Raw genomic sequence first — 16,362 nt, forward strand, 5'->3', positions numbered from 1 at the left:
GGCGGTCAGTCCGCGGTTCGGCCGTGGGCCGGCGGCGAACTCAGTCCTCGGTCCAGTAGTAGAGGTCCTCTTTCGGCGTCCCGCAGTTGGGACACTGGTCCGGGAGGCCGTCGCCAATCTCGCCCATCTCACCGCACTCGGTGCAGCGCCACATCAGATGCGCTTCTCCCCAATCGTGTCCGGAGCGAGCGTGTTCGATGCTCATCGCCTCCAATCCCTCGCGCATCGAGACGTAGAAGCCCGCGTTGTCGAACCCGCGGATGGTGCCGAGTTCGGTGCCCTCGTCGTCGTACACCACCTTACCGAGGCTGAGCCGTTCGATTTCGTTGTCCGAGACGTCGTCCGGGGTCTCTCCACTGTCTCCAACCATACACGGAATTTCGACGCCGAGGGGGATAAAATTCCGTACCGACGCGGAGACCGAATGACCGTGGTCGCGTCGTCGCGGTCGCTTCGCCGCGGTCGCTCGTCGGAGGATGGAGCCGCGAACGGGCCACCGTCCACGGGTTACTCGGGTGGCGCGTCCCACTCCTCGCCGTCGTCCTGCGGATCGTAGCCGACCGTTTCACGGGCGTGGTCGAGATCGTCGAGCCACCGCCGCTGGTTCCCGCTCACGCCGTAGAACTGGTCCCACTCGACGGTGTCGTCACGGAGACAGCAGTCGACCAACTGCGCGAGGTCGCGGCGCGACTGCCACAGCCCCTTGAGTCGGGCGATCTGCTCCTCGTAGGCGTCGCTGCCGCGCTCCCACCGGCCCTCCTCGACACCGCGTTCGGCGTCGCCGTAGGGGTGGTCGTACGCCGGTGCGCGGACGGAGCCGATTCGGAGCGCGTAGAACCGGATGCCGTGGGCCTCCGCGGCCAGCCGACCGAGGTCCTCGCCGTAGCTCTTGGTCAGCCCGTAGCGCGAGTCCGGGCGGTGCGGTTCGGCGTGGTCGGTTCTCACGCCTCGGTCGTGGTAGACACCGGGCGCGTTCCGCACCTCGACCATGCCGACGGCGTGGTTCGAGGAGGCGAAGACGATGCTGTCGAGGTCGGCGTCGACGGCCGCCTCGTAGACGTTGTGCAGCGCTTCGAGGTTGTCCGAAAGCGGGGTCGACCAGCCGAGTTCGCGCGAGTCGGGACCGCCGGTTCCGGGTACGAGCGCCAGATGGACGACGGCGTCCTGCCCGTCGAAGTGGGGGCGAATCGCGTCGTAGTCGCGCACGTCGGCGACGACGCTCTCGTGTTGACCCTCGTCGTCTCCGGTTTCGACGTCGAGCAGCGTGAACTCGTACTCGTCGCTGTCGCCGAGGTGGTCGGTTATCGCCGACCCGACGACGCCGTGGCCGCCGGTGATGAGCACGTCCATACGCTATCACTGACGTAGCCGGTCATAGTCTCTCGGGCAGAGGGTAGGGAGAAATCGGGCAGAGAGCCAGAGAGAAATCGAGCAGGGGGCCGAGTGTTCAATCGCCGGTGACGCCGAGTTCGGTGGCGAGGCGAGCCATCGGTTCGGTGTCGAACTCGCCGACCAGGTCGGTGTAGTCGACGTGCCCGGTCCGCGACTGGTACTCCTCGGCGAGCGCCAGCACGGTCGCGTCGTCGTACGCGCGCCCGACGATTTCGATTGCGGTCGGGAGGTTCCGCTCGCCGAAGCCGTTCGGCACGGAGACGCCGGGCAGTCCCGCGACGTTCGACGCCGCGCCCATCGAGGTGCTACTGAACTCGGCGAAGTAGTCGACGAACGGCGACCCGAGGGGGCTGGCGACCGTCGCCCGCGTCGGGACGACGACGGCGTCGTACGGTGCGAGCGTCTCGTCCAGTTCGCGCTGTGCGATAGTCCGGACGCGGTTCGCCGTGATGTAATCCTCCGCGAGGACAGCCTGCTGGGCGTAGCCGCCGATTCGGGAGGCCTCGTTCGTCAGGTCGAGCGCGTCGCCGCGGGCGACGAACTCCGCGAACGCCGACGCCGACTCGGCGTCGATGACGGTGCCCGCGACGGATGCGTACGGGATATCGGGTAGCGAGATTTCCTCGACGTCGGCGAACTCCGAGAACGTCTCCACCGACTGCCGGTAGTTCTCACGGACGGCCGGTTGTTCGTTCTCGCCTGCGCTCGACAGCACGGCGATTCTGACGTTTCCTCGCAGGCGGGCAGGCGGCTTCGCAGGGGGACGCTCGGTCGTACTCGGGTCGCGCTCGTCGGCCCCGGCGATGGCTCGGTAAACGAGGTCACACCCCCGCGCGGAGCGACAGAGCGGTCCGAGTTTGTCCATCGTGTACGACAGCGCCATCGCGCCGTGCCGACTCACCCGGCCGTACGTCGGTCGGAAGCCTGCGATACCGCTGAACGCCGCCGGCGTGGTGATAGAGCCGAACGTCTCGCTGCCGACGGCGAAGCCGACGAGTCCGGCCGCGACGGCCGCGCCGGGACCGCTGGAGGAACCGCCGGCCCACGCATCGGTGTTCCACGGATTGGCCGTCGGGCCGGTGAAGGTAGCGTCCGCCGAATCGTAGACGAAGCCGCCGGCGAGTTCTATCATCGCCAACTTCGCGACGAGAACCGCGCCGGCCTCGTCGAGACGCTCGACGACCGTCGCGTCGTAGTCGAACCCCTGGTCTCGGAGCGGGGCGGCGCCCCACGTCGTCGGGTAACCCTCCGCGGCCAGCAGATCTTTCGCGCCGTACGGAACGCCGAGCAGCGGTCGGTCCTCACCTCCGCCGTTCGACAGTTTCTCGTCCGCCCGGTCGGCCGCCTCCAGCGCGCGCTCCTCGGTCACGGTGACGACGGCGTTCAGGTCGTCGCCGACGGTGCGCAGTCGCTCGATGTACGCCTCGGTCAGCTCGCGGGAGGTGAACTCGCCGTTTCGGAGCCCCTCGCCGAGTTCTTCGACGGTCGAGAAAAGAGTCGCTTCGTCGACCATCACTCCTCACCTCGGTACGGTTCGAAGGTGTACGCCGGGTCGGTGGTGTACGCGAGATCGAACTCGGCGGCGGCCTCGCCGGAGGCGAGAATTCCCGCGATGCGCGTGCGGACGGCGTCGAGTTGGTCGTCGCTCAGCTGGTCGCCGTAGTTCGCCTCGACGTACGCGAGGAGCGCGTCGGTTCCGACCGGGACGTCTTCTTGCTGAGCGGCCGTGTCGGCGTCGGTCGGGCCGCCGTCGGGGGTGTCGCCGTCGTCGTCCAGTGCGGCGGCCGACTCCGCGGAACCGAGAAAGCCCGCGGCCGCGAGTGCGCCTAGCACCGTCCGTCGTCGGAGTCCGGTCGTCTTTTGCTCGTAATCGCGTTCGCGTGTCGTGTACGTCGGGTCGTGATAGTTTCTCATGCGTGTCGTTGACAATCACGATTAGGAGCTATTAGAGTTATTCTTGTGTCGGCAGAAAATTAAGTTATAGCTGAGTGTTCGCGTCACTGGACAGTCGACGCGGCGTGACGACGTGTCTCCGAGAGGAGGATGGAGTAGGTCGCAGAGAACGTTTCGGAGAGGAGAACCGAGCGCTACCGAACCCGAGAGCGAGTGTCTCGACGCCCTGCGCTGTGAGGACTCCACTGTTGAACGTCCTCTCCCATGGCGTTTCGTTCGCGGGATAGAAAATCGGGCGGCGGGCCGCCGAAACGGATAGGTAAGCCGCGACGAGTAGTTTCGGCGGGAGATGTATTCGAATGCGTTCGGTTAGAATGCACCGCGAACTCGAAGCGGCGGGAGTCCGACGACGGGCGGTCGCGTACCTCGTGGACCTGCTCCTCGTCGGCGGCGGCGTGCTCGGCGTAGTGAATCGGTCGGACCGTTCGCTCGGAAAGCGAGTACTGGCGTTCGGACTCCTCGCAACGATCGTCGGATTGCTCTATCACGTCGCGTTCGAAGGGAGTCGGGGGAGAACCGTCGGTAAAGCGGCCGTCGGCATCGTCGTCGTCGAAGCCGACGGAGCTCGATGCACCTACCGGGCCGCCGGGATTCGAACCGCACTCCGCTTCGTGGATTGGCTCCCGGTCGGCTACGTCGCCGGCGTCCTCAGCATCCGTCTCACCGAACGAGGTCAACGTCTCGGGGACCTCGCGGCGAACACGGTCGTGGTGAGGGGGCGACGGTAGTACGTGGCTGAACGGGCCGCACGGCATCCTTCGAATCGGCGGCCGCGATGCGGGCTCTGACCCCGTGGACGAGCCGCTGACCGCCCTCGGGCCGACGCTCTGTCTCGTCGGTTACCGCCATCGACGCGTCGAAGCACGTTCGCTTACATGAAGTCCGCGATGCCGCTCTGTTTGTTCTTATCGTTCTGCGACCACCTTTTTACTCCTCAGGCCGCGCTTCGCGCCGCCTTCGTCGCAAAAATCTGGACCAAAAAGGAGTAAATCACATGAAGTCCGCGATACCACTCTGTTTGTTCTTGTCGTTCTCGAAGACGCTCTCCAGGCTCTTCTTGAGCACTTCGAGGCGCTGTTTCGTGTAGTCGCGGCAGCCGAACTCCTCGGCCACCTCGATGGCGGTGTCCATGTACTTGTTCACGGAGCCTTGGTGGACCGTGAGATTGACGCGCCCGCCGCACTCGCGGCAGTCGCCGGTGAGCGGCATTCTCCGATACTTCTCGCCGCAGTCGAGACAGCGCGTCTGCTGGCGCGAGAAGGCGCGGAGGTTGCCGATGAGGTCCGGCAGGAAGTGGTACTCGATGACGCGCTCTGCGACGTCCGTCTCGTCGACGGCGCGGAGTTTCCGCGCGAGGTGGAGCTGGGCGTCCATCTTCTCGGTCATCGACCCGAGCGTCTTGTAGGCGGAGAGCGCCGGGCCGAGGTGGATGTTCGAGGTGTCGTGGGTGTGGCGGAACTCCGAGTATTCGAGGTCGGTGCCCAGGTTGTCCTCGGCGATGGTGATGAGGTCCTCCACGTCGCCGGGGTCGACCATCTCCCGGGTCGCCTCGTAGAACTCCCGCGGGTACTGTCGCACGATGTCCATGTTGTGCGCCTCGTCGTCGATTTCGGAGGGGTCGATGCGCGAGGACATGACCAATGGTGCGTCCATCTGCCCGCCCCGTTTGTCGGGGAGAAACTCCTTCGAGAAGTTCAGCAGGCCGTCCATGAGGAGCATGACGCAGTCCTCGTCGCCGTCGCATTGACCGACGTAGAGGTCGTTGGCCACGAGCGTGTGCGTCTCCTCGACGGTGAGACAGTACGTATGCTCTATGTCACTTTCGACGTACTCGACGGAGACAACTTCGTCGAGGAGTACGTCGCCACCGTCGCCGAAGAGCCGTTGCGAACGGAGTTCGGTCGCCGCCAGCACAGTATCTATCGTGGTTTGCTTCCGTTCGAGATGGAATCCGATTTCTTCGGCGAAGCGAACGGCGTTCTCCGAGGTTATCTTGAGAACGGTCGTCTCGAACACCGGTGACTCGTCGTAGAACTCAGCAACGACGCCCGAATTGACGGTGCGAACCTCGGAGTACGTCTTCGCCGCGATTCCGAACCGCTTGAGAAGACCGACGAGATCCTGCGAGAGTTCGTCACTAACCGTATGGGCACGAATCTCGATGCGGTCACCGGAGGCACTGCCGTCTCCGCTGAAGTACGCGGCGAGGAATGCGGCGACAACGCCGCGAGTGGAGGAAGTCACACAATCCGGAACGCGCTTCGACTCAGCACGGCCGCCTACGTCAAGGACATCAGAAAACAGTGCTGTGACGAGGCGGCTGGATACCGTCACTTTCCACTTGTTCTCCTCGTAGGCCCCAATGCCGAGTGCGTCGGCGAAAGCGTCGATGACTGCCGTCCGTGCCTCTTCGTCTGGAATACAGATGGTCGTCTGGTAGAACTGGCCCACTTCACGCCGAGTAAACCCCTCAGCCGCGTAATATCCGAGGAGAGTGCCAACGTCTTCATCGACCACTAACTGACGGGAAACGGTTGCCGTATCGCGGCGGATACCGAGATTGACTTCGGTAGGAACGAGGTCAACGATGTCGTCTTCGCCGACCAGTTCGATGAGGATACTGACGGGGATGCTGTCTCTACTAACCCAGTTGTAGACCGTCGATTGACTAACTCCGAGCGTCTCGGCGGTAGCTTTACAGTAGCCTTTGCCGGACGTTGCATCGTCTAGCAGTGCTTTGAGTTGCTCGGTACCGAAGCCTCGAATTACGAGGTCTTCGTTCGGAATCGACTCGATGGCGAGGAACTCCTCTAAGAGGTCGACGGTGACATGATCTCCGTCGAAGGAAACAGCCTCCGGTGCGGGAAGTTCGTCGCCGACCAGGAGAGACTGAGCCTCTACTGGTTCGAGTCCTCGGTTCCATCGTCGGAGTTTGTGATCAGCTGTTACAATGAGCGTGCGACCACTCCGCGTTTCTACTTGAACCAAGTGGTCGGGTGACTGATGCTTCGAGATCGACTCCACACGGCTCAAGCACGGGCTGTCGTCGGGGCCAACAGCAGGAACGAGAACGTCTTCGTCCAACTCCTGCACTAGCGTCCCGAAGTCGTCCGTCTCAGGGTCGTCGAGCCGCGCTTCGACCAGCGATTCGATACTGTCGTAGTGCCACTCGCCCACCTCGTCCTCGAACCACACCTTCGTTTCCGGGTGGAAGCAGTTCCGACGCTTCGCGGCGTGGAAGTACGGATGCGCGTACCCCACCGCCGCGCTCGTGAACCCGACGACCCGCCCGACGACCGCCGCGGAGGTGTGCGGTGCCATCCCGAAGACGAGTTCGCCGATGAGGTCGTCGCGCTCGTTCACCTCGTAGAAGGCGGGGAGTCCGTAGTAGCTCTCTAGGAGGTCGTCGACGAAGTTCGCCGTCTTCAGCATGTGCTCGGCCGCGCCGTCCGAGAGGACGATGTCCTGCACTCTGAGTTCGAGCAGTTGGTCGTCGTGGCGCAGCGGTTCGCCGTCGATGTCGCGCTCGTAGCCGAGTTCGCGGAAGTGTTCGGCCGTCACGTCCAACTCTTCGGGTCTGACGGCGGTGACGGGCAGGTCGGTCATGTCGTAGCGGACCGTCCCGTCTTTGAACGCCGTGACGCCGTGTTTGGCGCGGAGAATCCCTTTCTCGATGGCTTCCGGCGTCTTGTGCGCCGAGGTGAGCCCCTTCACACCTTTCAGAATCTTGTACGAGGCTTTCCGCTCGCCGACGGCGTCCAAGGCCTCGGTGAGTTCGCGGCCGACGTCGACGTCGTGCCAGTCGGGGCTCTCGACGTCGCGCTCGCAGCGCGGGCAGACAACCCGACCACCTTCGTCGGGCTCGACCTCGATTTCGCAGTCGGCGCACTCGTAGTACGGTTCGGTGTGCCCGCCGCAGGAGGGGCAGTCCGGTTTGTACGTGCGTTCGCCGCAGGCGGCGCACTCGCGGCGGCCGACGCGCACGCCGACGACACCGCGTCGGCCCCGGTCGTCCATCTTCCGGGCCGCCTCGCCGACGTCGCGCTGGCTCCCGCCGGCCTCGCCGATGGGGAACAGCGTGTGGACTGCGGGTGAGAGGTCGCGGCTCTCGGATTTCTCGGGTCGGCCCATCCGGTTGCCGACGCGGGTCGGCGCGCGTTCCTGTATCGAGAAGGGCGCGACCTCGGTAGCGGCTTTGACGGCGTTGTCGCCGCCGTTCCAGCTGCGAGCCTCCGCGGAGAGGTCGTCGGCGTCCCACGTCTTCCGGAGGCCGTCGTCGACGCCGAGCGTCCGCGCGAACAGTCGCCACTCCGGGATGCGGAGCGCGTCGTCGGTCTGTGAGTGTTCGATGAGTAGGTGTTCGAGCGTGCGTCGCGTGGTCTCGGTGCGCTCGATGGCGAGAATTCCGTCCACGAGTTCGCCCGCCGAGACGGCGTCGGCGAGCGCCTCGAACTCAGCGACCGAAATGTCGTGCCAGAGGTAGGTGAACTTCGGGTGCAGCGGCGCGTCGTACTCGGTGGCCCACTCCAGCGCCTGCTCGGCGGTCGGCGACTCGAGGTCGACGCGCGGCGAGTCCCGAAGCGCCTGTACGTCCGCGCCGGCGTGGTCGAGGTCCTGCACCCACCACTCGGGCGTGTAGGAGGCGGGCGCGAGCGGGTGGTTGTTTTCGACGAACTCGCCGTAGTTGACGAGGTACTCGCCGAGGTCGAGAATCTTCTCGACGCCGTTTCGGATCTCCAGCGCCTCCTCGGGGTCGTCGATGCGCCGGACGTCGCCGTTGGCGAGGCGGACCGTCGGCCCCTCGATGGAGTCGACGGGGACGACGCCGCCCGCCTTCCCGGGGCGTTCGGTCTTGATTTGCGTTCCCGTGGCGATGAAGTCGTCGACGATGTGCATCGTCGCCGGGTGGACGCCCGCCGTGGCGAAGCCGTGGTTCCGCGCGCGGCCGTATCTGAGTCGGAAGCCGCCCGCTTCGGAGGGGTGACCGAACACCGGGCGGCCGGCGATGAGGTCGCGCAGGAACTTGGTCGCGGGGTCGACGCGCGGCGGACCGTCGGGTTCGGCCGGGTCGGCCTCGGAGACGTCGCCCGCGTCGTCGGCCGCGTCGACCTCGGCGTCCGCTTTCTCGCTTTCGTCGGCGTCTTTACTCCCGTCTGGCTCCCCGTCGTCCCTGCCGATGGTGCCGTCGATGAGGTCCTGGAGCCACGGCCAGTCGACCTCGTCGAGTTGACGGGTGTAGCGCTGAATCTTCGGCGCTTTCAGCGCGATTCCCTCGGCCATGACGAGACACATCCCGCCGCGCGCGGAGTTGGTGTCGACGCGGTCGAGGTCGCGGTAGCCGGAGACTTCCTCGTCGCCGGTCGCCTCGCCGTCGAGCATGATGGGCATGTTCCGCGAGATGAAGCGCGTCTCCTTGTCCTTCGGCGAGTACTGCAGGCCGGTCTCCTTGTCGTACAGCGCGACTTCCTCGACGTAGCGTTCGACCTCGTCGTCGCGGGCTTTGTACTCGTCGAGGCCGATGAGCGTCCGCGTGTAGTCGGCGACGAGCACCGAGAGCGCCTGCGCCGTGCCACCCGCAGAGCGGATCGGCCCGGCGTAGTAGACGTTGACGAACTCGGTGCCGTCGTCGTTCGAGAGGATCTCGACGCGGTCGATACCCTCGATGGGGGCGGCGACGACCCCTTCGGTGAGCAGCGCGACGGCCGTGCGGACCGCGCCCTCGACCTTCCCCGCGCGGGTGTCGTAGTCGCCGACGCGGCCCTCCGCGAAGTCCTCGGCGAGCGCCAGCGCCGCCTCCTCGCGGGACATCTGTTCCTCCAGTTCGCGGACGCGCTCGGCGACGCCCTCGATTTCGAGGATGTTCTCGACGCGGTCGGCCATGTCCTTGGCGACCGGAATTTCGACTTCCGTTCCGGGGTCTCTGCCCTGCTCGCGGGCGGCGTCGGCGAGCTCGAAGGCCTCGTCGAGGCGGGTTTCGATGCGCGCGAAGTAGCGCTCGTCGTCCGGCCTCACGTTAGAGCCAGAGGTCCAGGTCGGTCACGTCGTCGTGGTCGCGTTCGAGCGACTCGTCGAACGCGCGGAGGTACACCTCGCCGGCGAACACCGTCGCGGCGTTGAGGTGACCCGCCAGCGCCTGTCCGCTCGGCCGCGAGAGCACGGCGTGGGTGTGCGCGAAGGGTTCGCCGTCGAGCAGCGCGACGTTGCCGACGCAGGCGGCGACCTCCAGCGGTTCGTCGAACTGGACGGAGCGGTACTCCTTGTCCGCCTGGTCGTAGAACCAGACGTCGGCGTCCTGCACCGCGCCCATCGCGTTGAACCACGCCGACTCGATCCCCTCGCGCTCGGCGAACTCCTCGATCTCCTCGCGCCAGTCCGCACCCGTTTCGAGTCGCGCCAGAAACTCTCGACTCGAAGTGACCTCCCGGTAGTTCATGGACCACTCGTTGCGGGGGACCATCAAAAAAGTTCAGTGTTCGCGGGGCAGGTGGCGGGAATCGATGCGAGCGAACCACGAACCAATGCGAGCGAAACGCAAACCGACGTACGCGGGAGGTGGCGCCCGAGCGAGACGAACGAAGCGGGTACGGACCGGTACGTACCCGAACGGAGCGGTCGAGAGACGCAGTAATATTTACAGACAGATAATAGCATGTTTTTTCAACCGTCTTCGCCAGTTTCCGCCTGCCACATGTCATCGAAACACCGGTTCGAGCGACGTGAGTTCCTGAAGACCACGGGCGCGCTACTCGGCGGTGCGGCGCTGTCGACGAACGTCGCCGCCGCGGAGACGGAGACGCTGACGATTCTCTCGTACAACGACGTTCAGAACGCGGCGGCGGAGGACACGACGCTGCCGCGGTTGGCGACGCTCGTCGAACAGCGTCGGGCGGCGGCCGACGGACCGGTCGTCGTCCTCGGCGCGGGCGACCAGATCGGCCCGCACGCGCTGTCTCCGGTGTCGGAGTGGCGCGCGCCCGTCGAGGCGCTCGCCGTCATCGACCCGGACGCCGACACGGTCGGCAACCACGAGTTCGACTACGGCGTCGACGGGTTCGCCGAGGCCGCCGAGGCCTCCTCGTTTCCGTGGGTCGCTACGAACCTCGTGTACGAGGACAGCGAGGAGCCGGTCGCGGGTGCCGAGCGGTACGTCGTCGTCGAGCGCGGCGGCGTCCGCGTCGGCGTGCTCGGCACCATCTACCAGGGACTCGACGGGTCGGTCAGCGACGACCTCGGCGCGGCGGGGCTGACGGTGCGCGACCCCGTCGAGACGGTCGACGAGTACGAGACGATACTCCGCGAGGAGGAGGACGCCGACGTCGTCGTCGTGCTCAATCACATCGGCGTCAGGTCCGCCGAGGAACTCGCCGAGGCAACCGACGTCGACGTCGTGCTCGCGGGCCACGACGAGCAGGCGTACGAACCGAGCCTCGTCTCCGGAACCGTCGTCAGCGAGGCCGAGGCGAACGCGAACCACCTCAGCGAGATTCACCTCGCGGTCGAAGACGGGGCGGTCACCGCCGCCGAGGGCGAACTGCTCGAAACCGCGGACGTAGAGAAGAACGAGCGGGTCTCGGAGATAATCAACGAGTACCGCGCGGAGGTCAACCTCGACGAGGTCATCGCGACCACCGAAACAGAGCTCGACGCGAGCGCGAACCTCAATTACCACGAAGAGACCGCCATCGGGAACCTCATCACCGACGCGATGCGGGAGCGAACCGACGCCGACGTCGCCATCACGAACTCGGGTGGCATCCGCTCGGACGCCGCCTACGGACCCGGCGAACTCACCGGCGGCGACGTGTTCAACGTGCTCCCGTTCGCCAACACGCTCACGACGCTCGAACTGACGGGCGAGGAGCTCGTCGAGACGCTCGCCAGTCAGGTCGTGACCCTGGAGAGCGAGGTCGGTCAGCAGTACGGCGCGGAGGTCAGCCAACAGGTCAGCGGCGTCCGCTTCGAGTGGATCGGCCACGAGGGCGAAGAGCTCGTCCGTGACGTCTACGTCGGCGGCGAACCGATCGACCCCGCGGAGACGTACGCCGTCGCGGTCAACTCTTACATGGCGGGCGGCGGCAGCGGCTTCCCGCTGTCGGACAAACCGGTGCTCGACGAGACGGACGAACTGCTGGCGCCGGCGGTCATCGCGTACCTGAAACAGCGCGGCACCGTCGCGCCGACCGTCGAAGGACGGATGCAGCGCGTCGACTCGACGTTCGGCAACGAACCCGAAGTTCGGGTCGACGGTCGCGGCCGCGTGGTCATCTATCTCGACGAACTCGACGACTTCGAGGGACTCGGCGAGCGCGTCGAACTGTGGACGAAGACAGGCGAGGCGGTCGAACCCGAGGCCGTCGTCGACGGCGACGACGGACTGGTGGTCCGCTTCGACGACGCCGCGGTCGCGCAGATGGTCGACGGCGAAGGCGAGGTTCCCCTCGACCTCTACGTCGACTACGACTCCGGCGAGTACGACCGCATCTACTTCGACTCCTCGCGGGCGAACGCCGACGTCACCGCGACGGTGACCGAGCGCAGTCGCGGCGACGAGCGCGGACGCGGTCGGAGTCGGCAGCGCAGCGCCCCGACGCGGTAACCGCGCGTCGACGCCGTTTTTCGGTGGAGCTGCGACGGAGGTCCGGGGAGGCCGGGTGGCTCAGACGAGAGAGCGGTACGCTCGGCTCACGAAGAGAGCCACGCAAAAAGGCGGTCGTCGGTCGGGGGCGAGACGTTCAGCACCACTCGGCGAGTACCGGGGCGTCGGCCGCTCGCATCGAAAGCCAGGCGTCGTCTCGCGTAATATCTGCGATGATGAGCTCCGCGCTGCGAGGAGAGGAGGAATCCACCGAGGCCATGACCTCGGCGTCCGGGACATCGACGGCTGCCGTCGCTTCCGGCGTCATGTATGGGATGTTATCGCATGGGGTAATAAACACACCGAAACGACAGGCCAGTTGTCCCACTCTACTGGCGGTGTGTTCGTGGAGTTGAATGACGCAGAGAGCGCGTGAAAACGCCGATTTCCGGAAAGCAGTCGGTCTCGCCTAGAATAGGTAATGGGTTTACAGGAAGCGAAACGGTATTAACGGAGAACCGAGGGTCCGAACGGGACCGACCACCACACCTTCGCAGAGTACAAGAGGTGCGAGAGAGTACGCGACGCTATGCAAGTCGCCGACGCTATGACGCCCCGCGAGGAGGTCGTGACGGTCGAACTCCCAGGCACGCGGGACGACGTACTCGAGTATCTCCAAGAGCGCGGTTTTTCCTCCGTTCCGGTCGTCAAACAGACCGACGACGGCGAGGAGTACCGCGGTCTCGTCTCCCGCGACGATCTCATCGAACACCCCGACGAGGACCAACTCGCCATCCTGATGCGGGAGGTCCCGACGACGACGCCCGACACCGACCTGACCGACGCCGTGCAACTGATGCTCCGCGAGGGCGCACGCCGCGTCCCCGTCGTCGAGACCGGCGGCACGACGACGCTCGTCGGTATCGTCACCATCACCGACGTGGTCCACGCCATCGCCCGCGGCGACGTCGACGGCGAGACGGAGGTCGGCGAGCTCGCCGCGACGGATATCAACACGGCGTATCAGGGGACGCCGCTGACGGTCGCCGAGCGCGAAATCTACTACGCGAACGTGCCGTACGCCGTCGTCCTCGGCGACGAGGGAACCATGTCCGGTATCCTCACCGAAGTCGACATCATCGAAGTCGCCCGCGTCGTCGAGGGCGAGGACGAGACCGGCGACTCGATGGCCAACCAGGACGACGAGTGGATGTGGGAAGGCATCAAAGCCGTCGGCAACCGCTACATCCCGACCCGGAACGTCGAGATTCCGACCGAACCCGTCTCCGAGTTCATGACGAGCGACCTCGTCACCCTGACGCGCCGGAAGACGGCGCAGAAAGCCGCCCAGCAGATGATCACGAACGACATCGAACAGATTCCGATGGTCAGCGGCGACGAGCTCGTCGGCGTCGTTCGCGACGTGAACCTGCTGGAGGCGCTCTGAGATGACCGACACCGAAGCCATCGCCGAACTCTCGAAACGCCGCGGGTTCTTCTTCCTCTCCAGCGCCGCGTACGGCGGCGTCGCCGGCTTCTACACGTTCGGCCCGCAGGGTGCGGCGCTGAAGGCGAACGTCGAGTCGGCGTGGCGCGACCGCTTCACTGTCCGAGAGGGGAACCGCGAGATAGAGGCACCGACTATCATGCCAGAACCCGTCTTCGAGGCCTCCGGCCACCTCGACGGCTTCAACGACATGCTCGTCGAGTGCGCCGCCTGCGGCGAGAGCCACCGCGCCGACCACCTCGTCGAGGACGTCACCCAGATCGAAGACGCCGAGGCGCTGCCGAACTCCGAAGTCGCCGACCTCATCGCCGACCACGAGATCCACTGTCCGAACTGCGGCGAACCACTCGCGGGCCAGCCCGTCGAGAACTTCAACCTCATGTTCAAGACGGACATCGGTCCCGGCGGCGACCAACCCGGTTATCTCCGCCCGGAGACGGCGCAGGGCATCTTCGTCGAGTTCCCGCGACTGAAGGAGTACGCCCGCGGCCAGCTGCCGTTCGGCGTCACCCAGATCGGTCGCGCGTACCGCAACGAGATCAGCCCCCGGAAGGGTCTCGTTCGGGTGCGGGAGTTCACGCAAGCGGAGCTCGAACAGTTCATCGACCCCGAGGAGGACGAACCGAACCTCGACGCCGTTTCGGACGTCGACGTTCGCCTCTACCCGGCGACCGAACAGGAGAAAGACGACGGCGACTACCTGGAGACGACCATCGGCGACGCCGTCGAGGCGGGCATCATCGCCAACGAGTGGGTCGGCTACTACCTCGGCGTCGCCAAGGGCTGGTACGAGCGAATCGGCGTCGACATGGACCGCTTCCGCTTCCGCCAGCACCTGGCGGGCGAGCGCGCCCACTACGCCAGCGACTGCTGGGACGCCGAGTCCGAGGTCGGCGGCGACTGGGTCGAAATCGCCGGGTTCGCCTACCGCGGCGACTACGACCTCTCGAAGCACGGCGAGTACGGCGACGACGACTTCACCGTGTTCAAGCAGTACGACGAACCGAAGACGGTCGAACGCGCCGTCGTCGAACCCGACATGAGCTCGCTCGGTCCGGAGTTCGGCGGCGCGGCCGCCGACATCGCCGACGCGCTGCGCGACCTCGCAGCGCGCGACCCCGACGCCTTCGACAGCGACGAGGTGACCGTCGAGGCCGACGGCGAGGAGTACACCGTCTCGACCGAGGTCGCCGACTTCCGCGTCGAAGAGCAGACCGAGTCCGGCGAGCACATCACCCCCCACGTCGTCGAGCCGTCGTTCGGCGTCGGCCGCACGGTGTACACGGTGCTCGAACACGCCTACCGCGAGGACGAGGTGGCGGGTGAGGAGCGTACCTACCTCGCGCTCGAACCCGAAGTCGCGCCGACGTACGTCGGCGTCTTCCCGCTGGTCGGCAACGACGAGCGACTGACCGACCTCGCACGGGAGCTCGTCCGTGACGTACGCGAGGCGGGTCTCTCCGCCGAGTACGACGACTCGGGTAACATCGGCCGTCGCTACCGTCGCAAGGACGAAATCGGTACGCCGTTCTGCGTCACCGTGGACCGCGACGGCGTCGAGAGCGACGGCGAGACGACGGTGACGGTACGCGAACGCGACACGACCGCCCAGATTCGGCTGCCGGTCGACGCGCTCGTCGACGAACTGACCGCGATGCGGTCCGGTCGCAAGACGTTCGACGACCTGCTCGACGCGTACGAACGCGTCGACGCCGACACCGCGGAGGCGTGAGCGAACTCACGCGCCGGTTCGTCCACGCGAGCGGAACGAGCATCCCCGCGCTCTACCTGCTCGGCGTCGTCACGTGGCAGGAGCTGGGGTACGTGCTGCTCGGTCTCTCGGTGCTCGTCTCGGTGCTCGAACTCGCCCGGTTGGGCGTCGGTCTCGACTGGTGGGTGTACCGCAATCTGACCCGCGAGTACGAACGGGAGAACGTCGCAGGCTACGCGCTGTACATGTACAGCATGACTGCCGTCGCGTGGCTGTTCCCGTGGTTCGTCGCGGTGCCGGGGATGTTGATGCTCACCGTCGGCGACCCGATAAGCGGGATTCTGGGCAGCAACGAGGCGGGACGCGCGAAGGAACTCGGCGTCCTCGGCGTCATGTTCCTGGTCTGCTTCGCGCTGGCGGTGCCGTTCACCACCGGACCGGCGGACGTTTCCCGACTCGTCGGCCTCGGCGCGGCGGCGGCGGGCGCGGCGGGCGCGACGTTCGCCGACGGCGTCAAACCGGTCGTCGCGGGCTACGTCGTCGACGACAACCTCTCGATTCCGCCGACGGCCTGCGTCGGCATCGCGGCGGTGCTGTTGGTGGCCTGAGTCCGTCCCGGACGGTAGGTACGGTCGGCGTTCGCGGCAGGGAACGACGGTAGAATCTTGGTGCCCGCGTTCAATTCTTCATGGTATGACCGTCTACGAGAGCGACCTTCCGGGCGTCGGCAAGAAGTTCGAGGTGGAGTTGAACGACGGGAGTCAACTCGTCATCGTCATCCACAACACCGGCAAGCGCGAGCTCTTTCTCCGCGAATCGCCGGACGCGGACTCCGAGAAACTGTTCGAGCTCTCGGACCGCCTCTCGCGGCAGGTCGGCACCATCATGGAAGGGGCGTACTTCCAACCGATTCGGACCGAGACCATCGACACGGTGTTGTCGGACGACACGCTCATCGAGTGGGTGAAGCTCACCGTCGACTCGCCGCTGGTCGGTAAGACGCTCGCCGAGTCGCAGGTCCGCCAGCGGGTCGGCGTCTCCGTTGTCGCCGTCCAGCGCGGCGACGAGACCGTCTCGAACCCCGGCGCGGACTTTGCGGTCGAGGAAGGAGACACCCTCGTCGTCATCGGCGGACAAGACGCCTGCCGGGAGTTTCAAGAGTACGCGACCGCAGAGTCGGCAACCGACGAATGAACGGCGGCGCGTACGCCGCCGAGAGCACGG

At 66.0% G+C, this 16,362-nt stretch carries 13 protein-coding genes; 6 read left to right on the plus strand and 7 right to left on the minus strand.

Annotated features, from left to right (window positions below):
- Nucleotides 1-40 precede the first annotated feature (40 nt).
- The 4 genes from LAQ73_RS07245 to LAQ73_RS07260 form a co-directional block, all read right to left on the minus strand.
- The gene (locus tag LAQ73_RS07245; RefSeq protein ID WP_224270559.1) at nt 41-370 is read right to left on the minus strand and encodes a DUF7130 family rubredoxin-like protein; all 330 of its coding nucleotides are present in this window, start codon (nt 368-370) and stop codon (nt 41-43) included.
- 137 nt (nt 371-507) lie between these two features.
- Nucleotides 508-1,350: an NAD-dependent epimerase/dehydratase family protein gene (locus tag LAQ73_RS07250; protein WP_224270560.1), complete on the minus strand. Its 843-nt coding sequence runs from the start codon at nt 1,348-1,350 to the stop codon at nt 508-510.
- 97 nt (nt 1,351-1,447) lie between these two features.
- Nucleotides 1,448-2,905, minus strand: a complete 1,458-nt coding sequence (locus LAQ73_RS07255) for an amidase (RefSeq protein ID WP_224270561.1) — start codon at nt 2,903-2,905, stop codon at nt 1,448-1,450.
- Nucleotides 2,905-3,225: a hypothetical protein gene (locus LAQ73_RS07260; RefSeq protein WP_224270562.1), complete on the minus strand. Its 321-nt coding sequence runs from the start codon at nt 3,223-3,225 to the stop codon at nt 2,905-2,907. The genes LAQ73_RS07255 and LAQ73_RS07260 overlap by 1 nt, the downstream gene beginning before the upstream one ends.
- 419 nt (nt 3,226-3,644) lie before the next feature.
- On the opposite strand from LAQ73_RS07260, the gene LAQ73_RS07265 reads away from it, so the two are divergent.
- Nucleotides 3,645-4,073 carry an RDD family protein gene (locus LAQ73_RS07265; protein ID WP_224270563.1) on the plus strand — a complete coding sequence of 143 codons (429 nt, stop codon included), beginning with the start codon at nt 3,645-3,647 and terminating at the stop codon, nt 4,071-4,073.
- 262 nt (nt 4,074-4,335) lie between these two features.
- Here the strand turns inward: LAQ73_RS07265 and polC are convergent, their stop codons facing one another.
- Together polC and LAQ73_RS07275 are read right to left on the minus strand one after the other, a co-directional pair.
- Nucleotides 4,336-9,357 (minus strand): DNA polymerase II large subunit, encoded by a 5,022-nt coding sequence (gene polC / locus LAQ73_RS07270; protein ID WP_224270564.1) that lies wholly within the window; start codon nt 9,355-9,357, stop codon nt 4,336-4,338.
- Nucleotide 9,358: 1 nt separating this feature from the next.
- A complete protein-coding gene (locus tag LAQ73_RS07275) occupies nt 9,359-9,778 on the minus strand; it encodes a PPC domain-containing DNA-binding protein (protein WP_224270565.1) in 420 nt (139 codons plus the stop codon).
- 255 nt (nt 9,779-10,033) lie between these two features.
- Here LAQ73_RS07275 and LAQ73_RS07280 point away from each other — a divergent pair, with 255 nt between their 5' ends.
- Nucleotides 10,034-11,941 (plus strand): bifunctional metallophosphatase/5'-nucleotidase, encoded by a 1,908-nt coding sequence (locus tag LAQ73_RS07280; RefSeq protein ID WP_224270566.1) that lies wholly within the window; start codon nt 10,034-10,036, stop codon nt 11,939-11,941.
- A gap of 136 nt (nt 11,942-12,077) precedes the next feature.
- Here LAQ73_RS07280 and LAQ73_RS07285 read toward each other — a convergent pair whose 3' ends face one another.
- Nucleotides 12,078-12,248 (minus strand): DUF7556 family protein, encoded by a 171-nt coding sequence (locus LAQ73_RS07285; RefSeq protein WP_224270567.1) that lies wholly within the window; start codon nt 12,246-12,248, stop codon nt 12,078-12,080.
- Nucleotides 12,249-12,509: 261 nt separating this feature from the next.
- On the opposite strand from LAQ73_RS07285, the gene LAQ73_RS07290 reads away from it, so the two are divergent.
- The 4 genes from LAQ73_RS07290 to LAQ73_RS07305 all read left to right on the plus strand — a co-directional run bounded on the left by LAQ73_RS07290 (nt 12,510) and on the right by LAQ73_RS07305 (nt 16,332).
- A complete protein-coding gene (locus tag LAQ73_RS07290) occupies nt 12,510-13,367 on the plus strand; it encodes a CBS domain-containing protein (protein WP_224270568.1) in 858 nt (285 codons plus the stop codon).
- Nucleotide 13,368: 1 nt separating this feature from the next.
- Nucleotides 13,369-15,159: a glycine--tRNA ligase gene (glyS, locus tag LAQ73_RS07295; protein WP_224270569.1), complete on the plus strand. Its 1,791-nt coding sequence runs from the start codon at nt 13,369-13,371 to the stop codon at nt 15,157-15,159.
- A complete protein-coding gene (locus tag LAQ73_RS07300; protein ID WP_224270570.1) occupies nt 15,156-15,746 on the plus strand; it encodes a dolichol kinase in 591 nt (196 codons plus the stop codon). The genes glyS and LAQ73_RS07300 overlap by 4 nt, the downstream gene beginning before the upstream one ends.
- Before the next feature lie 85 nt (nt 15,747-15,831).
- Nucleotides 15,832-16,332: a cation:proton antiporter regulatory subunit gene (locus LAQ73_RS07305; RefSeq protein ID WP_224270571.1), complete on the plus strand. Its 501-nt coding sequence runs from the start codon at nt 15,832-15,834 to the stop codon at nt 16,330-16,332.
- Nucleotides 16,333-16,362: the final 30 nt, after the last annotated feature.

It is taken from the genome of Haloprofundus salinisoli (assembly GCF_020097815.1).
GTDB classification, from domain to species: domain Archaea; phylum Halobacteriota; class Halobacteria; order Halobacteriales; family Haloferacaceae; genus Haloprofundus; species Haloprofundus salinisoli.

Coding starts and splice junctions, on each gene's coding strand:
- LAQ73_RS07290 (WP_224270568.1), top strand. CDS start 12,510: ATGCAAGTCGCCGACGCTATGACGCCCCGCGAGGAGGTCGTGACGGTC.
- LAQ73_RS07280 (WP_224270566.1), top strand. CDS start 10,034: ATGTCATCGAAACACCGGTTCGAGCGACGTGAGTTCCTGAAGACCACG.
- glyS (WP_224270569.1), top strand. CDS start 13,369: ATGACCGACACCGAAGCCATCGCCGAACTCTCGAAACGCCGCGGGTTC.
- LAQ73_RS07255 (WP_224270561.1), bottom strand. CDS start 2,905: ATGGTCGACGAAGCGACTCTTTTCTCGACCGTCGAAGAACTCGGCGAG.
- LAQ73_RS07250 (WP_224270560.1), bottom strand. CDS start 1,350: ATGGACGTGCTCATCACCGGCGGCCACGGCGTCGTCGGGTCGGCGATA.
- LAQ73_RS07245 (WP_224270559.1), bottom strand. CDS start 370: ATGGTTGGAGACAGTGGAGAGACCCCGGACGACGTCTCGGACAACGAA.
- LAQ73_RS07285 (WP_224270567.1), bottom strand. CDS start 12,248: ATGACGCCGGAAGCGACGGCAGCCGTCGATGTCCCGGACGCCGAGGTC.
- LAQ73_RS07265 (WP_224270563.1), top strand. CDS start 3,645: ATGCGTTCGGTTAGAATGCACCGCGAACTCGAAGCGGCGGGAGTCCGA.
- LAQ73_RS07275 (WP_224270565.1), bottom strand. CDS start 9,778: ATGAACTACCGGGAGGTCACTTCGAGTCGAGAGTTTCTGGCGCGACTC.
- LAQ73_RS07305 (WP_224270571.1), top strand. CDS start 15,832: ATGACCGTCTACGAGAGCGACCTTCCGGGCGTCGGCAAGAAGTTCGAG.